Source organism: Streptococcus oralis (assembly GCF_023109195.1).
Lineage (GTDB): Bacteria > Bacillota > Bacilli > Lactobacillales > Streptococcaceae > Streptococcus > Streptococcus oralis_BV.
The window spans coordinates 70,152-87,895 of the sequence record NZ_JALDUB010000002.1 but is presented as its reverse complement, the minus strand read 5'-3'; the positions used below and the strand labels follow the sequence as shown (position 1 = coordinate 87,895).

The following is a 17,744-nucleotide window of genomic DNA, read 5'->3' as shown; positions in this document are numbered from 1 at the left end:
GTAGGAGGCAACCTCTCCTCTGTATCAGATAGAAAAGATAGGTGAGCATGAAAATGGAAAAGAAACTCTGTCCTCCTTGAAGCTTGATGGGAAATAAAGTTGCCCATTAACCAACTGACTTTTATGCCTTATATCTTGGACAAAAAGGCAAGGATCACTATCCCATAGACTAGGACTAGAGCCAGACCAAATCCGATACCAAACCACTTGTAAAACTTGTCCATCCCGCTGTAACGTTCGACATAGGCCCTGTTCGGCTTGTCTGGATCGTACCAGACCGTCAGCTCCGAATGAAGGGGGAAATGGGTCTGCATCAATCGTTTGAAGGAAACAAAGGAGTTGCTGTAGCGAGTGATCGAAGACGCTAGCATATCTTCTCTTGTATAATCATTTGAAACTTTAGTAGGACCCCACGGAGTCGTGACCGTTTTGAACATAAAATACTGCAAGGTTTTCTTATAAGTAATCCCATCCACCGTGTATTCGACGATAGGTGGATACCCCTCACGAAAACGGCTATATCCGATAACTGTTCCCTGTACGGATGACTGGGCAAGGCGGACCAACTTCTGATCTCGAAGATAGAGGTAGAGAAAGGTCCCACATACAAATACAAAAGATAGGAAGATGACGATGATCCCAACTATCAAACCAATCACTTCTTTATTCATATGAACTCCTCCTGTTATTCTATAGAATAAAATCCCAAAGAACTCACTCGTCCAGAATCGGTATCGAATCCCTCGAGTCTACTCTTCGGATTTTTCTTTTGACTGTTTTTCTCTCAAATCTTTCACAGATTTTGATATGATATCTCTCACCTGTTCATCAGTAAGTCCTGGAATCTGGTAATATGGATTATTGGATTCGCTTTTTGACGGCTTTGTTCCTGAACTTTCGGTTTTAGAACTTTGTTCAGTCGAAGACGAGGATTTCGACTCTGAGGAACTGGATTCTTTGGCCTTAGAGGAGCTAGACGACTCAGACTCAGAAGGCTTGGACGTTTCAGGCGTTTTAGAATCAAGCTTAGGCGGCTTGTTTACTTGGTCGTTCGGCTGTTTCACAGGTTTATAGAATAGCCCAAAAGACAACAGCAAGGCCATCAAGATCCCAATGCCAGCCAAGGTTCTTTTATTGGCTTCAGCCGAGGGAACCTTTACTCCCTTTGTACTGAGTGTTTTCCATTCTGGATGCTCTTTTTCTATGGCTTTTTTCTGTCTCCTAAGAGGAGCAAGTAGAAAATGATTAAAAGGCACAATCGTTACCATAGCTACCGTTACAAGTGGGACATAATTGGAATGACTTGATACCAGTAGAACATCGAGTATAGCGAGAAGGATGAAGAGGAAACGCCCCACAAACTTACGAACTTGATGCTCTTTTTTGATCTGCAAATATCTCTCTTGTGACATTATCATCCTCTCTTTTCTATTTCTTCATTAAATATCACTTTCCCCTGTTCATATTTTCGCACAGCTAAGAACCAGCGGATAGGGTTGTTTTGGAATAAGAAAAGGTACAACAAGGCAGGAAAGAGACCTGCTAAAGGCGAGAAAAAGATTTGTATATCAAATGCCTCTTGCTTATTGAATGAGTCAATAGTGCCCGGAATTGCAGCAGCAAATATTACTATAGTAGTCATAAAAACTAGTAGCATGACAATCATAAAAGCCAACATTTTCGCAAACGTCGCTTTTTTCTCACTAAAATTTTCCCAGAACAAATTTGAATAAACTGCTTCTTTAAACTCTTTCTTTGTTGCTCCTTGGACTCGTTTCACTCCTTTATATAAGGCGACTTCCATCATCCATATAAATCCAAATAGGATAAAGGAAAGACAAAGAATAAAAATAGGAACCATCCCACTATTATAACGAAGGCCTGAGAAAATTGGTATTGCAACAAATCCTCCGAGTAAACCTAACAAAGAGAATATAGCAATTAAAGGAGCAATCCCCCTATTCGATCTCCTAGCCCCTTCTGTATTTAACAAGGCACTCTTATCTGCTACAAGAGCCTCTTTTGTTCGCGTATTATAGTAAACGGCCTTATCACCGCTCTGTCCAATAAAAATTATTTTTCTCATATAAAATCACCACAGTTTTCACTAATCACTATAATCAGAAACTTCAATTTTATCATAGGTTGTTGATAAAACATCACCATCACCAACCACTGGTAATGGTAATAGCGTTTCTCTCGTGTTTCTAGTTCTTCTCTTCCCTAAATAATACTTTTCCCTGCTTGTATTTTCGTACGGCTAACAGCCAGCGGATTGGATTGTTTTGAAATAGTAGAAGAACCACGCTAATTGGAACGATCGTTGCTCCGATTGGTACCATGAACATGGACGGCTCAAACCATTCCTGTTCATAGAAAGGAATGAAAGTCCCAGGTATGACAAAGAACACAACAATAACAAAAACAAATAGAAGAACGAGGATAACAAATAGATACAAGATGATTTTATCGACTGTTGGTTCCTTATCTGGTGACTTCCTCCAAAATTTACTACTTTCAACCGCTTCTTTAAACTGCTCTTCACTTGCTGGGACAAGCGACTTGGCCCCACTGTAGAACAGTTTTTCAAATCCATAAACACTTCCGATAAAAACGAAAAGGATAGCGGCTAGATGGATAGGTGCCATCCACTCACTCAATCTAAAGGGCGCTAGCAAGGAACGAATCCAAATACCGATAATAGCAACTAGCAAGAAAATAAAGAAGACAACCCAAGGCCACTTGGATTTCTTTGAACTGATGGCACCGTCGGTTTCTGACGAGGCGCTAGATTCTGTCGCTAAAGCCTCTCTCGTCTTTGTGTTATAGTAGACGGATTGCTGGCATCCTTGGCCTATATAAATGATTTTTCTCATCTTACATTTCTCCCTCTTTCCCTCGGCTACCGTCCTGTAATGTCTCCATCAGCTCCTTGAACAATCGTTTGCGCGTTTTCATCCGAAAATCATAAACTATATATGTAAGAATACCAATCCCTAACATGTACATAATTAAAAATTGAAAATCAGAAACAGCCAGATAACGATAGGCTGAAAAAATCGTTATTAAAACAAAAATGTAGCCAACTACTGTCAACGCCCTAGATTTTCTCCTAAGTGTTTTGATATTGGCTTTTGTGAGCCGGACTTTTCTAAATCTATCTGTCTTCATGTTGCGTCGGGTAGATTTGGCAAGGAGAATGGTCCCGAAAACCAAAAACAGAGACATCAGGATAAAGAAAATCAGATTGAAAGGGGAGGAGACATCTCCAAAGGTTTGGTTGAGCAACTTTGACAGCCGTTGCAAGGAATAGATTGCAATAGGGGCTGCAATGGCTGAATAATTCATGCCTTGTTTTGCACTGTAGAATACTTGATTCCCCAAATCATAATAGATAAAAGAGTCCTCCAGAGGGCCCTTACTGATTAAATTTTTTACACTTGTGTCCATCTTATTACCATTTCCTAAACTCAATACGGATGTTCAAACAAAGTCCTACTTTCTCTAAAAAGCATCGTGACAACAATTGCCAGCAGTCTAGCCGATTTTTAGCATTTGCCTTCCTAGAGAAAGAAAAGTTTATTAGTATTATAGCATGAACCCCCAGAAAAGGGAAAATATCCCCGGCAGATACCTTTGCTAGGGCCAAGAAAGGCTTCGTCATTTCATAAAAAAGCGAACAAATCCACATTCTAAAAACAGAATGCGAGCTTGTCCGCCTTTTCCTATGTCTCTAAAATAAATAATGTGTTTTCCTCGTTTCATCGTGCCAAGCGAATGCGGGTCACAATCCCATCTGGGTCTACAAGATCCAGTTCACTCGAATTTAGCCATTTGATCGGTGCTTCTAGCTCTTGTGCTTGCTTAACGATGTTCAAGAGTTCTTCCTTGCTTTCGACCTCAAGGACATAGTAGGCCAAGCCTGACAAGCCTTGCTCACGCGGAGCCAGACCTTTTCCAGCCCATTCGTTGACAGCCAGGTGGTGATGGTACTGACCAGCCGCTATCCAACTAGCACTAGGAATGCTAAATTTATCTTCTAGTCCTAACACCTTTTGATAAAACTGGCTCGCCTCACGACTATCCTTCACCGATAGATGGATATGCCCCATTCTCGTCCCTTCAGCTAGGATAAAGGGATCCACCTTTTCCCCTAACTCATAGATGTCCTGTGCCGCAAGGGCTTCGGTCACACCGATAATGCGACCGTCTTCTCGAATATCCCATGAAGACACTGGCTTATCACGGTAGAGTTCAATGCCATTCCCTTCCAAATCCTCTAGATAAATAGCCTCGCTGTATCCATGATCTGCACCCCCAACCAGAGGAATCCGCAAATCACTTAGGTGTTTCAAGACATCTGCCAAGGCTTTTCGTGTCGGCAACAAAATCGCCAGATGGTAGAGCCCATAATGCCCCCTTACTTCGCCAGACTTTTCTGCCTGAATCAAGTGAACCAAGGCTTTTCGACCAAGTCCCAAAATCGCTTCTGTCTCTGTTTGAGATAAAATCTCCAAGCCAATAATCTGGTGATAAAAAGCCGTTTGACTCGTCAAATCCTTGACATTTAAAACCGCCTCCGCTAGGTAAATGTGGCTTTGGTATGCATAAGTCATAGGGTGTCTCCTTTTGTTTGTTGTAACTTTATTAATTACATCAATTATACACTATTGAGATAAAATGTCAACGAAGACAACTCAAAAGAGCTGGAAACCAGCTCTTCTTTTTATTTGACAACAAGCTCGTAGCGAGTTTTGCTGGTAAAGGTTTGGCCTGCTTTGAGAATGACTTGGTCTTTGAAGTCACTGTGAATAGCATCTGGTAAAGCTTGCGCTTCAAGGGCAATCCCATTGTGTTGCACCATTGGTTGGCCTCCGATGAGCACACTCTCATCCACAAAGTTTGCTGTGTAGACCACAAAGCAAGGGGCCTCTGTCTTGAAAAGTAGGAAACGACCTGAGTGTTGGTCATAAAGGAAACCAGCATTGTCATGACCTGCAGGAAGAGCAAATGGGTGATCCAAACCAGATACCAACTGGATTTGCTCATCTTCCTCTTCAAAGATGTCCTTCAACAAAGCACCATTGTAGATGTGTTTAACCACATCACGAGTAGCATCTGGAGTCTTAGCCGGAACACCGTCCGGAGCGATTGGGTAAATACCCTCGGTATTTAGCTGGAAGACATGGCGGTCAACTGTCTGCGTGAAATCACCAGACAAGTTGAAGTAGCTGTGATTAGTTGGATTGACAAGCGTATCCTGATCTGTCGTCACCTTATAGCTGACTTCGTAGGCGCCAGTTTCTTCCAAGTGATAGCTGATCCAGATCTTGAGATTACCAGGGAATCCTCCTGTTCCGTCTGTACGTTCTGTGTAGAGGGTCAAGCCATGGTCGCTCACTTCGACCAATTCAAACAAGCTCGAATCCCAACCTGTTGAACCACTGTGGTTACAGTTGCTAGCGTTGTTGACTTCAAGATTATAGGTCTGACCATTGAGCTCAAATGTCGCACCTGCAATACGGCCCGCTACAGGACCTACACTTGCTCCATGCTTGGGACTATTGCCTACATAGCTATCAAAATCATCAAAACCCAAAATCACATTGGCAAAATTCCCAGCCTTGTCAGGCGTGACATAGCGCAATATGGTCGCACCATAGGTCATGATTTCTAGTTGGTAGCCACTGTCAGTCTCAAAGCGATAAGCCAAGACATCCTTGCCCTCATGATTTCCAAATACACGTTCTGTGTATGCTTTCATTCTTCTCTCCTTTGATCCATTTCTCTTAAGTAAACAAACCATAGAGAGTGTCTCACCATCTATGGTTGTAGTTTCTATTTTCAGAATCCTTTGTCAGAAAACCTTAAGTAGCTTCTTAACAAAAAGGGATTCTTCTATTCTTGTTTTTATGCTTCTACACGTTCAGTCCATGAAGTCGCTGTTGTTTGAAGAACCTTGTTGAGTTCGTCAATGTTCTCAAATCCAGTTGTGCGTAGCCATTCACGAGCTGCTGCCTCACCGTTTTTGATGTAGGCTTCAACTGATCCAGCCCAAGTTGCACGGCCGCAAAGAACACCGTTGAAGTTTGCGCCTGATTCGTGGGCAAAGACAAGTGTTTCTTGGAAGAGTTTAGCTGATACACCTGCACTCAAGTAGATGTATGGCAAGTTAGTCGCTTCATCTTGTGCTTTGAAGAAGGCTGCTGCTGCTTCACGTGTATGAACGATTTCACCATCGCCAAAGCCTTCAACGTATTTGACGTTGACTGGAACTTCCACTTTCAAGACATCAATGTTAAAGCGTGGGTCTGAGAAGACCTTCATAGCGCCGATAACCTTGTGTGGTTTTACTTTGGCGTATTCTGCAGAACCTGCGTCAGCGATTTTTTCATCGTAAGCCAAGATTTCAAGGAAGAATGGAATGTCTTCCGCCACACACTCTGAACCGATGCGTTCGATGTAAGCTTGTTTTTCTTGGTTGAGTTCGTCAGCGCTGTCTACATCGTAGTAAAGCAAGAATTTGACAGCGTCTGCACCTTGTTCTTTAATGCGTTTGGCAGACCAAACATCCAAGCAGTCAGGCAAGCGTTTAGTGCTAGTTGTGTCATAACCCGTTTTTTCATAAGCAAGGAGAAGACCAGCATTTGGTGCAAGAGCTTTTGTAGCTGGAAGTCCATACTCAGGGTCAAGAAGCATAGAGGATGCGTATTTTGTCAATTCATCTGCAACCAAAACTTTGAGTTCTTCCATTTGAGCGACTGTTGGCTCTTCTGTTTGGTATTGAGCCATGAGGCGTTTCAAAGCACCACGTTGGTCAAAAGCAAGAGCTGAGATGATTCCATTCTCGTCAGAGAGTTTTTGCAAGCAGGCTACTTTATTGGAACTTAATTGTAATTTACTCATAGACACTTCCTTATTTTTGATAGTCATGAATGATAACACCTTGTACCACACGGTTTACTGTACCTGTAGGAGATGGTGTATCTGGTTTATTTTCTACCTTGAGTGAAGTCAATAGGGCAAAGAGTTGGGCATAAACGATGTAAGGGAAGACACGGTAAATATCATTCAAGACACCGCCACAACCAAGGGTCACTTCTTTGACATTTTCAAGACCAAAAGCTTGATCACTCAAAAGCACAACACGACGAGCAATCTGATCACCAGCCACTTCACGAACCAAGTCCAAGTCGTACTTGCGAGTGTAGTCTGTCGTTGTACCAAAGACCAAAACAACTGTATCTTCGTTGATTAGTGATTTTGGACCGTGACGGAAGCCAACTGGACTTTCATACATAGTCGCCACTTGACCAGCTGTTAATTCCAAAATCTTGAGCTGAGCTTCATGAGCAAGGCCAAAGAAAGGACCAGCGCCTAGATAGATGACACGGTTAAAATCTAGGTCAACAAGTTCTTTGACATCTTCTGCATTGTCTAGAATTTTACGGGCAAGACTAGATACAACTTCAAAACGTTCAGCTTTAACAGCAAATTCTGTAGGATCAAAAACCAAGAGTGCTGTCAACATCATAGATGTAAAGCTAGAAGTCATGGCAAATCCAGCGTCATTTGAAGCAGCAGGTTGTAACAGCAAGAGATTACGGTCATCGCCATGAGCTTGAAGAGCCAACTTACCGTCCGCTGCACAAGTAATCGTCACTTGGTAAAGCTCATCCACCAAGGTCTTGGCCAAATCAACAGTTGCCACACTTTCAGGCGAGTTCCCACTACGAGCAAAAGATACAAGGACAGTCGCCACATCTTTTTTCAAATAAGTTTCTGGATTGGCAACGATATCTGTTGTCGCAATGGCATTGAAATTCCATTTTCTTTCGTCATAGACTTCCTTAAAGTAAGACACCAAGGTATCTCCCACATAAGCAGAAGTCCCAGCACCTGTCAAGATGACCTTGATATAGTCATGTTTATCCGCAATCCCTTGTAGGAAGGCTGCAATTTCTTCCCGTTTCGCTTGATAGGCTTCAAAAGCTTCTTTCCATACATCAGGCTGTTGGTAGATTTCACGAGTCGTGATTTCTGCACCCAGTTCAAGTAATTCTTCTTTTGTGTAATTTAGCATAGAGTTCCTCTAATCTATTGTTGTTTCATTCCTATTGAAAATATGGGAATGGGAGTGACTCCCATTCCCATGTATATTCTATATAAGATGCTCTAAGTTACATCTTATTCATCTTCGTCATCATCGAAGCCCGCTAACAAATCATTGACTTTTACGATGCTTTCTGCAGCACGGCTCTTATAATCCGCATCTGCACCTGTAAGGCTTGCATTGATAAATTCAATCACCATTGGAAGATTCATCCCTGCGTAGAGTTCAATGTCGCGGCCTTCCATAATCAAACGGCTTACCACGTTACAAGGTGTTCCGCCGAGAAGGTCCGCAAAGACTAGGAAATCATCCAACCCTTCGATAGCAGCTTCAAATTTTGCAGTAAATTCTTCTGGACCATCTTCTGGAAGAAGAGCCACTGCATGAATGTTGTCCTGTGGACCCATGATCATTTCTGTGCTACCTTTAAGTTCTTCACAGAAACGACCATGACTCACCAAAATTAATGATTTACTCATAAATTATGCGCCCATTCCAAGCAAGAATTTACCGATGAATGAAAGACCTACTGCAAGAACGATAATGATACCGATCGCTTTAGTAGAGTTCATACCTTTCTTACCAAGCAACCAGAAGATAAAGGCAGTAAAGATTGCTGGAAGCAAGCGTGGGAAGATTGAGTTCAAGATGTCTTGGAAGTCAATCATCTTTTCACCGATTGGCAATTTGTAAGAAATCTCAAAGTTGATCATTGTTGCTACAAGAGCACCCATCATGAAGACACCAAGTACAGATGCAGCGTCAATCAAAGCTGTCAAGGTACTTTGCATGTTGTTGATGAGGTTAACCCCTTCTTTGTAGGCAAATTCCAATTGTTTCCAACGGAAGATGTCATAAGCAACTGCAACTGCGATCCAAAGGAAGATACCCCATGGTTGGCCAGCGATAGCCATAGTTGCTGCGATAGATCCCATGATAGCAGGTACAAGTGAACCAAAGATTGTATCTCCAAGAGGAGCGAATGGTCCCATCAAACCTGTCTTGATACCGTTAACGGCATCTTTTGAACCCACACCATCTTTTTCTTCCATGGCAAGGTCAAAACCAGCGATAATTGTGTGGAAGAATGGTGAAGTATTGAAGAATTGAGTATGAACTTTCATCATTTCTTTCAATTCAGGAGTTCCATCCCCATACATTTTACGCAATTGAGGCAAGATCATGTAAAGGTAACCAGAAGCTTGCATACGCTCATAGTTCCAACCTAATTGGAAAGTAAACAAGCTACGTTTGTTGATTTGATTAAAATCTTCTTTTGTAAGTTTGTAATTAGAATTCGTCATCTTCGATTTCCCCACTTTCTGATGGTGTAGAAGGTGCTGCTACAGCAACTTTTTGGCTGTTCTTGAAGTGAACAACTGCAAGGAAGATACCCACGATAGAGATACCGATCATAGACAATCCTTTGAAGTTGTTAACAAAGCCAATCTTTTCAGCAACATCAGCAGGAAGAGTACCAAGGATACCCGCAACAGCGCCACCAAGACCTGTTACATATGAGTAAAGAACAGTCAACATAGCTGTCAAACCGAATCCCATTGCAAGGTAGTGAAGGTTACGTTTAACTGGAAGGTAACGAAGCAAGATTGCAAATCCAAGACCTGGAAGCATACGACCTGCAAGCGTCAAACCATCTGCAACCCATTGGTATTCTTTAACAAGGTTTACAACACCTTGTACGAATTCTCCACCAAAAGCAAGGGCGAAGAATACTGGAAGGGCACGAGAAAGAGCCCATGGAATCGCACCAAGTAGGTAGTTGCGTTCGATACCTTTGTAGTCAAAGCGTTCGATCGCAGCATCAATACGGTGTGCAAAGAAAGTAGTTGTCATACGTCCAAGAACGTCGAAGTATGTCAAAAGTGCTGCTACTGGTACAGCGATTGTTGTAATCGCAAGATCTGTATCAATACCTTGAGAGATAGAGAATGCTGTTGCAAGAACCGCACCAGAAGTTGCGTCGATACGAGAAGCACCACCAAAGGTACCAACCCCGAGAACGAACAACTGCAAGCTACCACCGATAAACAAACCAGTTGTCACATCTCCCATGATCAAACCAGTAATGAAACCAGCGAATACAGGGGAACCTGCAGATGAAACGATTGTCAACTCATCACAGATTTGATAAGCTGAGTACAAAGTGAGAAGTAAAATTTGCCACCATTGTATCATAACAATGACCTCCTAAAAATTTTTTCCTATTTTAATAAGCTCAAAAAGTCTGAAACTGGATCATTTGGAACCATTTGAGCAGTGAGTTTCACACCTTTTTCTGCTAGTTTGTGGAAATCTTCCACATCCTTGTCTACCACGTTGATAGAACGTGTGATAGAGCGAGTTTCTGGTGTTTGAGACATATTGCCGACGTTGAGTGTTTCAAGCGGAACACCTGCTTCGACCAAACCAAGGAAACGGTCTGGTTTACGTGCAACGATAAAGAGACGTTGGCTATCGTATTTACCAGCAAGGATATTTGCTGCTGCTTTCTCAACTGGCAAGATACTGAGTTTCACACCTGGTGGTGTCGCAAGTTTCAAACCACTCTTTTCAATATCGTTGTTAACAACTTCGTCGTCTACAACCATAATGCGTGAAACATTTAGTTTTCCAGCCCAAAGATTGGCTACTTGACCGTGGATCAAACGTCCATCGATACGGCATCCTACAATTGTCATAAGTTTTCCCCCTTTATGTGTTTTAGTGTAGGTTTACGAGTTAAATGAATCTCTTCTTTATATTCACCTTCAGTTTCAAAGATGATGATGCGGTTATCACCTTGCTTGAGATAGCTATGAGGGATATAAAGTGAGAGGGTCGGGCCGACATTCCAGAAACGTCCTAGGTGACGCCCGTTGACAAAGGCAACTCCCTTACCAAACTCAGACAAGTCTAAGTAGGTATCCTTAGGCTCTTCAACGGTGAAGTCGAAAGCGTAAAAGGCCGGTTGTCCTTCTATCCATCCTTTTGAAAAATCAATTTTCTCAGGATTATCCAATGGCAGTGGATATTGTTTCCAATTCAGTAAGAAATGTAGATCTTTGCAGACACCTGTACGAATTCCTTTACGTTGCGTATCTGCCAAGAACTTATGACCGTAGTTGACACGCCCCATGTTTTCAATCAAGATGTCAATCTCTGAAAAGCCTTCTCGATTGCCCTGACAGTAGATATCTTCACCAATCTCTGTCTGGTATTGAGTAGCAATCCATTGACCATCTACAAAGAGTTGAGCTCGGTCACGTCCATCGATGATACGGAGACGTTCCTCTTCTGCATCCCAACTTGCCTCAGTGCGGTAGAGAAGGTAGCCATAGCTTTGACCAAGTTCTTCCATCGCTTTTGGATAGAGGCTTTCAGTTGGACTAGAGAGACTATCCAGGGTTTCAAACAAGGAAACTTTTTCGACCAATGGAATGGACCCTATCTCCATGCTTTCCTTATAGAGTGGTTCCAACTGTGGATACTCTGGGAAGTGGGTTGCCATCATCTTCTTGACTGCTAGGTATTTAGCAGTTGGATTTCCTTCTTCATCCAGAAGGGCATCATAGTCGTAAGATGTGACTTGTGGCAAATCCAGAGTTCCTCGAGCCGAGCAACCATTCATGAAACCAAAGTTTGTTCCACCATGGAACATGTAAAGGTTGATAGAGCCTTGCTCCAATACCTCTCGAACAGCTTCTGCCAATTCTTTAGGATCACGAGTGATGATGGGTTCTTTCCAACGGTTGAACCAACCATCCCAGAATTCCATACACATGAGGGGCCATTTCTTGCCATGCTCATCAAAGAATTCCTGCATCTGTGAAAAGTTGTACGGAGCTTTAGAACCGAAGTTTCCTGTCACAAAGAGATCGTCTTCGATCAAGGTTCCGGCTTTCAGAGTAGCCCTCCATGGGCCATCTGAAGTAAAGAGTGGGCAATCAATCCCTCGGTCTTCCATCAATTTCCGAATTGCTCGTAGATAAGACTTATCTTCTCCATAAGAGCCATATTCATTTTCGACTTGCATCATAAGAATGTTTCCACCATTATCCAACAAGCGAGGCACAAGCCTTGGCAATAATTGGTCATAATAGCGAGCAACAGCCTCGATGTAGGCCGGGTCGGACGAGCGAATTCGCATGTCCTTTGTCAAGAGCCAAGCCGGCAAGCCACCAAATTCCCATTCCGCACAGATAAATGGAGACGGGCGTACAATGGCATAGAGACCTAGATCTTGTGCAATTTGAAGAAATCTCTCCAAATTTCTGGCACCTTCAAAATCAAACTCCCCTTCAACAGGTTCGTGTAAATTCCAAGCCACATAGGTCTCGACCGTATTAAAGCCAAGCGCCTTTAAGTTATAGAGAGAATGATACCAATCCTCTGCTGGAATCCTAAAATAATGAATGGCGCCGGACAAAATCTTGAACGGTTTTCCGTCTAAATAGAAATCGTCCTCAATTTTAAATCTGGTCATGTTATTACCTCTGACGAATTAAGTTTGCGCTTTCATTTATTATAATATTAACTATAATCAAATCTTTTGCATTTGTCAATAGGTTTTAGAAAATTATTTAAAATTTTTCTATTTTTTTACTTACCATTTACCGAAATTATCTAAAAATAGCATGAAAACGATCTTTTTATGTATGATAATTCACAAGAACATCAAATGAATTTTTTTACATGTAAAATAACATTTTTAGTCTATTATTTTAATTTTTTGACCTTAATACTACTCTTTTCTTTATATTTGTGGTAAAATCAAAATTGGAGAAAGAGAATCGAGGTGAAATTTATGGCTATTCCTAAATACCAATATATTAAAGATGAATTAAAAAACAAAATCATCTCTGGTCAATTTGCAAGTGGAGATAAATTTTATACAGAAGCCGAATTGATCGCGATGTACGATGTGAGTTCAATCACAGTTGTTCGTGCCTTGAACGACCTTGCTAAAGACGGCTACATTGTCCGCCAACAAGGTAAAGGTACTTTCGTTTCACGTGCCCGTAAGCACAAACTCGTTGAGTTTTCAGATGTCGAAATCTTTGAAACAAAAGACGATAAAGTTACTGTCCTTTCTATCGAGCGCGGAAACAAACTTGAATATTTAGATAAACTTGGACTACGTGGAGATCAATTCTACTATAAGATTGAACGTATTCGTCAGACAAATGATGTGACATACATCTACCACACATCTTATATTCCTGAACAATACATCAATGCCAACTATCCAAATCTTGATTATTATAGCTCTATCTATACACGTTTCAAATTGGATTACCGCATTCACATGAGTGATGAACACTTTGAGGAAATCAACGAAATCGCATTCCCAACACCAGAGCATGCTGCTTCTGTACTCGGAATCGATACACAATTCCCAACTGTCTTCCAAACGAAGACTACAAAACTCGAGGCCACTGGCCAAGTCCTTGCCTATAGTGAAACTTATAAGCGAGCAGACTACTACAAAATCAAATTCATCTCATGTAACCGAGGTCATTAAGAAAAAGCCTGAGCCTAGCTCAGGCTTTTTCTATATTCATTAGGGCACGAGAAAGAAGTTGTGAAAACGCTATGAAGGGCTCTTATTTAATTAGTAGCATTTTTACTAAAAAATAAGTTAAATTTCCGTTTGGTTTTTCCTCTGTTTAACCCCTTATCAGCAACTTTCTCCTAAATCTTATGATTTCCTCTATTTATTATAGTTCTTATATAAACCCACTTGACATTTTACTCCTTAGATAATAAAATAAAATTGGTTTTATGTAAACGCTATCATATATGATAATAACAAGGAGGTTTTGTCATGAAACTAGAAAAGAAACAGCGCTTCTCCATTCGTAAATACGCGGTTGGAGCAGCTTCTGTACTTATAGGATTTGCTTTTAGCGCACAAGTCGTAGCTGCCGACGGGATTACTCCGGCTCCAACAGCTGAGGAAACCGTTCAAACTGTCCAGGAGAGTCCTCAAGCAGTCAAAGAAGCTGTAGATTCCAAGGTTCCAGAAAAACTAGAAGAAAAGGCTGAAGAGCCTATAAAAGAGGATGTCAAAGAAGACTCGGAGGTTCCTCATACAGTTGCTCCAAAAACGGAAGAAACAACTGCACCAGCTGTGACAGAAAATGCTAATCCTACTCCGACTACTGAGAAAGAGAGTCCTGCCCCAGCTGAAACTCCTGCCGAAAGTACTCCTTCAGAAAAGAAAAATGAAGCCGTCACACCTGCAGTAGCCACTCCTAGCACGGAACGTGCAGCTCAGGTAAATGAAAAACTGGCAAAACGAAAAATGATCTCAATCGACGCTGGACGCAAGTACTTCTCTCCAGACCAACTCAAAGAAATCATCGACAAAGCCAAACACTACGGTTATACTGATCTTCATCTACTAGTTGGAAATGACGGCATGCGTTTTATGTTAGACGACATGACGATCAAAGCCAATGGCAAAACATATGCAAGTGACGATGTCAAACGTGCACTCGAAAACGGAACCGATGCCTACTACAAGGATCCAAACGGCAACCATTTGACAGAAACTCAGATGACGGACTTGATCAACTATGCTAAAAACAAAGGTATTGGCCTCATCCCAACTGTAAACAGCCCTGGTCACATGGATGCGATTTTGCATGCCATGAAAGAACTAGGCATCCAAAAACCGAACTTCAACTACTTTGGTAAGGAATCTGCTCGTACCGTTGACCTTGATAACAAGGAGGCTGTTGCATTTACCAAAGCTCTGATCGACAAGTATGCTGCTTACTTCGCTGGCAAAACTGACATCTTCAACATCGGGCTAGACGAGTACGCCAATGATGCTACAGACGCTAAAGGCTGGAGCGTTCTTCAAGCCTATAAATGGTATCCAGAAGATGGATTCCCAGACAAGGGTTATGATAAATTTATCGCCTACGCCAACGACCTTGCTCGCATCGTCAAATCTCACGGCCTCAAACCAATGGCCTTTAACGATGGTATCTACTATAATAGCGACACTAGCTTTGGAACCTTTGACAAAGACATCATCGTTTCTATGTGGACTGGTGGATGGGGCGGATACGACGTCGCTTCTTCTAAACTTCTAGTTGAAAAAGGCCACCAAATCCTTAATACCAACGATGCTTGGTACTACGTCCTCGGACGAAATGCCGATGGCCAAGGATGGTATAACCTCGACCAAGGACTCAATGGTATCAAGAACACTCCAATCACTTCTGTACCAAAATCTGATGGGGCTACTATCCCGTTCATCGGGGGTATGGTAGCTGCTTGGGCGGACACCCCATCTGCACGCTATTCACCATCACGCCTCTTCAAACTCATGCGTAGCTTCGCAAATGCCAATGCTGAATACTTCGCAGCTGACTATGAGTCTGCTGAGCAAGCCCTGAAAGAAGTGCCAACAGACCTTAACCGCTATACTGCAGAAAGTGTCGCAGCTGTAAAAGAAGCTGAAAAAGCTATTCGCTCACTCGATAGCAACCTCAGTCGCGCCCAACAAGACACGATTGACCAGGCAATCGCGAAACTCCAAGAAGCTGTCAGCAATTTGACCTTCACACCAGAAGCTCAAAAAGAAGAAGACGCGAAACGTGAAGTTGAAAAACTTGCCAAGAACAAGGTAATCTCTATCGATGCTGGACGTAAGTACTTCACACTTGACCAACTCAAACGCATCGTAGACAAGGCGAGCGAACTCGGCTACTCTGATGTGCATCTTCTCCTAGGAAATGATGGACTTCGCTTCCTCCTTGATGACATGACTATCACAGCTAACGGAAAAACTTATGCAAGTGATGATGTCAAAAAGGCTATCATAGAAGGAACAAAAGCTTACTACGATGATCCAAACGGAACCACTCTTAGTCAAGCTGAAATCACTGAATTGATCGAGTACGCAAAATCAAAAGGCCTCGGACTCATCCCAGCAATCAACAGCCCAGGTCACATGGATGCCATGCTCGTTGCTATGGAAAAACTTGGAATCAAGAATCCTCAAGCCAACTTTGACAAGGTATCCAAAACAACCATGGACCTTGAAAACGAAGAGGCGATGAACTTTGTCAAAGCCCTCATCGGCAAGTACATGGACTTCTTTGCAGGCAAGACAAAGATCTTCAACTACGGTACAGACGAATATGCCAATGATGCTACCAACGCCCAAGGCTGGTACTACCTCAAATGGTATGGACTCTATGGCAAGTTTGCTGAGTACTCTAACACCCTTGCTGCCATGGCCAAAGAAAGAGGCCTTCAGCCAATGGCTTTCAACGATGGTTTCTACTACGAGGACAAGGATGATGTTGAGTTTGACAAGGATGTCATCATCTCTTACTGGTCTAAGGGATGGTGGGGTTACAACCTTGCGACGCCTCAGTACCTAGCAAGCAAAGGCTATAAACTCCTCAACACAAACGGAGACTGGTACTACGTCCTAGGCAATCACAAACCAGACGAAGCCTACCCACTATCAAAGGCGATTGAAAACTCTGGCAAAGTGCCATTTAACCAGCTTGCATCTACCAAGTATCCAGAAGTAGACCTTCCAACCGTCGGAAGCATGCTTGCTATCTGGGCAGACAAACCAAGTGCTGAGTACAAGGAAGAAGAAATCTTTGAACTCATGACTGCCTTTGCAGACCATAACAAAGACTACTTCCGCGCTAACTACAATGCACTCCGTGAGGAACTTGCTCAAATCCCTACTAACTTGGAGGGATACAGCAAGGAAAGCTTGGATGCTCTAAATGCAGCTAAAGAAGCTCTCAACTACAACCTCAACCGTAACAAACAAGCCGAGTTAGACGCTCTTGTTGCTAAACTCAAAGCAGCCCGCCTAGGCCTTAAACCAGCAGCAACCCACTCAGGAAGCCTCGATGAAAACGAACTAGCTGCCAATGTTGAAACCAAACCGGAACTCATCACAAGAGCAGAAAAGATTCCATTTGAAGTTATCAAGAAGGAAAATCCGAACCTCCCAGCTGGTCAGAAAAAGATTATCACACCTGGTGTAGAGGGCGAACGCACTCATTACATCTCTGTCCTTACTGAAAATGGGAAACAAACAGAAACGGTTCTAGATAGCCAAGTAACCAAAGAACCTGTGACCCAAGTGGTTGAAATCGGCGCCCCTATTACGCACAAAGGGGATGAACACGGTCTTGCTCCAGCCGCAGAGGCAAAACCAAGACTGGACATCCAAGAGGAAGAGATTCCGTTCACTACCGTAACACGTGAAAATCCACAATTACCTCTCGGACAAACGCAAGTCGTCGTTGCTGGTGTAAATGGTCGCCGTACGATTTTCTACTCTGTCAGCACCACTGCTGACGGCAAGGAAGAAAGAACCCTTGTCAATAGTGCGGTATCGCAGGAAGCGGTCGCTCAGGTGGTCGAAGTCGGAACTGCCGTTGAGAAAGCTGAGCAAGCTGAAACAACTACTAGCAAAGCAGATGAAAAACAACTCCCTGCAACAGGAAGTCAAGACTCTGCAGGCTTGGTCGCAGCAGGACTCATGGCCACGCTAACAGCCTACGGACTCACTAAAAGAAAAGAAGATTAAATCCCTTCGATAAGCATACAAAAAAGCGAGATTAAATCTCGCTTTTTATTG

Annotated in this window: 16 protein-coding genes; 2 read left to right on the top strand and 14 right to left on the bottom strand. The window is 42.6% G+C overall.

Going from position 1 to position 17,744, the window contains the following annotated elements; all coding sequences use genetic code 11:
- Positions 1-128: 128 nt before the first annotated feature.
- From M1F65_RS07875 to M1F65_RS07810, 14 genes are all read right to left on the bottom strand, one after another.
- Complete coding sequence (locus M1F65_RS07875) at positions 129-671, bottom strand: DUF3592 domain-containing protein (RefSeq protein WP_042901941.1); 543 nt, start codon at positions 669-671, stop codon at positions 129-131.
- Positions 672-749: 78 nt separating this feature from the next.
- A complete protein-coding gene (locus M1F65_RS07870) occupies positions 750-1,412 on the bottom strand; it encodes a hypothetical protein (protein WP_042901940.1) in 663 nt (220 codons plus the stop codon).
- A gap of 2 nt (positions 1,413-1,414) precedes the next feature.
- The gene (locus tag M1F65_RS07865) at positions 1,415-2,086 is read right to left on the bottom strand and encodes a hypothetical protein (RefSeq protein ID WP_001226099.1); all 672 of its coding nucleotides are present in this window, start codon (positions 2,084-2,086) and stop codon (positions 1,415-1,417) included.
- 121 nt (positions 2,087-2,207) lie between these two features.
- Positions 2,208-2,876 carry a hypothetical protein gene (locus M1F65_RS07860; RefSeq protein WP_042901939.1) on the bottom strand — a complete coding sequence of 223 codons (669 nt, stop codon included), beginning with the start codon at positions 2,874-2,876 and terminating at the stop codon, positions 2,208-2,210.
- Between the two features lies 1 nt (position 2,877).
- The gene (locus M1F65_RS07855) at positions 2,878-3,450 is read right to left on the bottom strand and encodes a hypothetical protein (RefSeq protein ID WP_042901937.1); all 573 of its coding nucleotides are present in this window, start codon (positions 3,448-3,450) and stop codon (positions 2,878-2,880) included.
- 311 nt (positions 3,451-3,761) lie between these two features.
- Positions 3,762-4,616, bottom strand: a complete 855-nt coding sequence (locus M1F65_RS07850) for a VOC family protein (RefSeq protein ID WP_042901935.1) — start codon at positions 4,614-4,616, stop codon at positions 3,762-3,764.
- 110 nt (positions 4,617-4,726) lie between these two features.
- A complete protein-coding gene (locus tag M1F65_RS07845; protein ID WP_070534792.1) occupies positions 4,727-5,764 on the bottom strand; it encodes an aldose epimerase family protein in 1,038 nt (345 codons plus the stop codon).
- Positions 5,765-5,910: 146 nt separating this feature from the next.
- On the bottom strand, positions 5,911-6,906 hold the full coding sequence (gene lacD / locus M1F65_RS07840; RefSeq protein WP_084944002.1) for a tagatose-bisphosphate aldolase: 996 nt from the start codon (positions 6,904-6,906) through the stop codon (positions 5,911-5,913).
- A gap of 10 nt (positions 6,907-6,916) precedes the next feature.
- Positions 6,917-8,083: an SIS domain-containing protein gene (locus M1F65_RS07835; RefSeq protein WP_247925753.1), complete on the bottom strand. Its 1,167-nt coding sequence runs from the start codon at positions 8,081-8,083 to the stop codon at positions 6,917-6,919.
- Between the two features lie 104 nt (positions 8,084-8,187).
- Positions 8,188-8,592: a PTS sugar transporter subunit IIA gene (locus tag M1F65_RS07830; RefSeq protein WP_000045700.1), complete on the bottom strand. Its 405-nt coding sequence runs from the start codon at positions 8,590-8,592 to the stop codon at positions 8,188-8,190.
- Between the two features lie 3 nt (positions 8,593-8,595).
- A complete protein-coding gene (locus M1F65_RS07825; RefSeq protein WP_000185287.1) occupies positions 8,596-9,417 on the bottom strand; it encodes a PTS system mannose/fructose/sorbose family transporter subunit IID in 822 nt (273 codons plus the stop codon).
- Positions 9,404-10,309: a PTS mannose/fructose/sorbose/N-acetylgalactosamine transporter subunit IIC gene (locus M1F65_RS07820; RefSeq protein ID WP_247925752.1), complete on the bottom strand. Its 906-nt coding sequence runs from the start codon at positions 10,307-10,309 to the stop codon at positions 9,404-9,406. The genes M1F65_RS07825 and M1F65_RS07820 overlap by 14 nt, the downstream gene beginning before the upstream one ends.
- 26 nt (positions 10,310-10,335) lie before the next feature.
- Entirely contained in the window at positions 10,336-10,812 is a 477-nt protein-coding gene (locus M1F65_RS07815) for a PTS sugar transporter subunit IIB (protein WP_000156968.1), read from the bottom strand.
- The gene (locus M1F65_RS07810; protein WP_247925751.1) at positions 10,809-12,596 is read right to left on the bottom strand and encodes a glycoside hydrolase family 35 protein; all 1,788 of its coding nucleotides are present in this window, start codon (positions 12,594-12,596) and stop codon (positions 10,809-10,811) included. The genes M1F65_RS07815 and M1F65_RS07810 overlap by 4 nt, the downstream gene beginning before the upstream one ends.
- A 321-nt stretch (positions 12,597-12,917) precedes the next feature.
- Here M1F65_RS07810 and M1F65_RS07805 point away from each other — a divergent pair, with 321 nt between their 5' ends.
- Both M1F65_RS07805 and strH read left to right on the top strand, forming a co-directional pair.
- Positions 12,918-13,634 (top strand): GntR family transcriptional regulator, encoded by a 717-nt coding sequence (locus M1F65_RS07805; protein WP_001007181.1) that lies wholly within the window; start codon positions 12,918-12,920, stop codon positions 13,632-13,634.
- 303 nt (positions 13,635-13,937) lie between these two features.
- Positions 13,938-17,693 (top strand): family 20 glycosylhydrolase, encoded by a 3,756-nt coding sequence (gene strH / locus M1F65_RS07800; protein WP_247925750.1) that lies wholly within the window; start codon positions 13,938-13,940, stop codon positions 17,691-17,693.
- Positions 17,694-17,744: the final 51 nt, after the last annotated feature.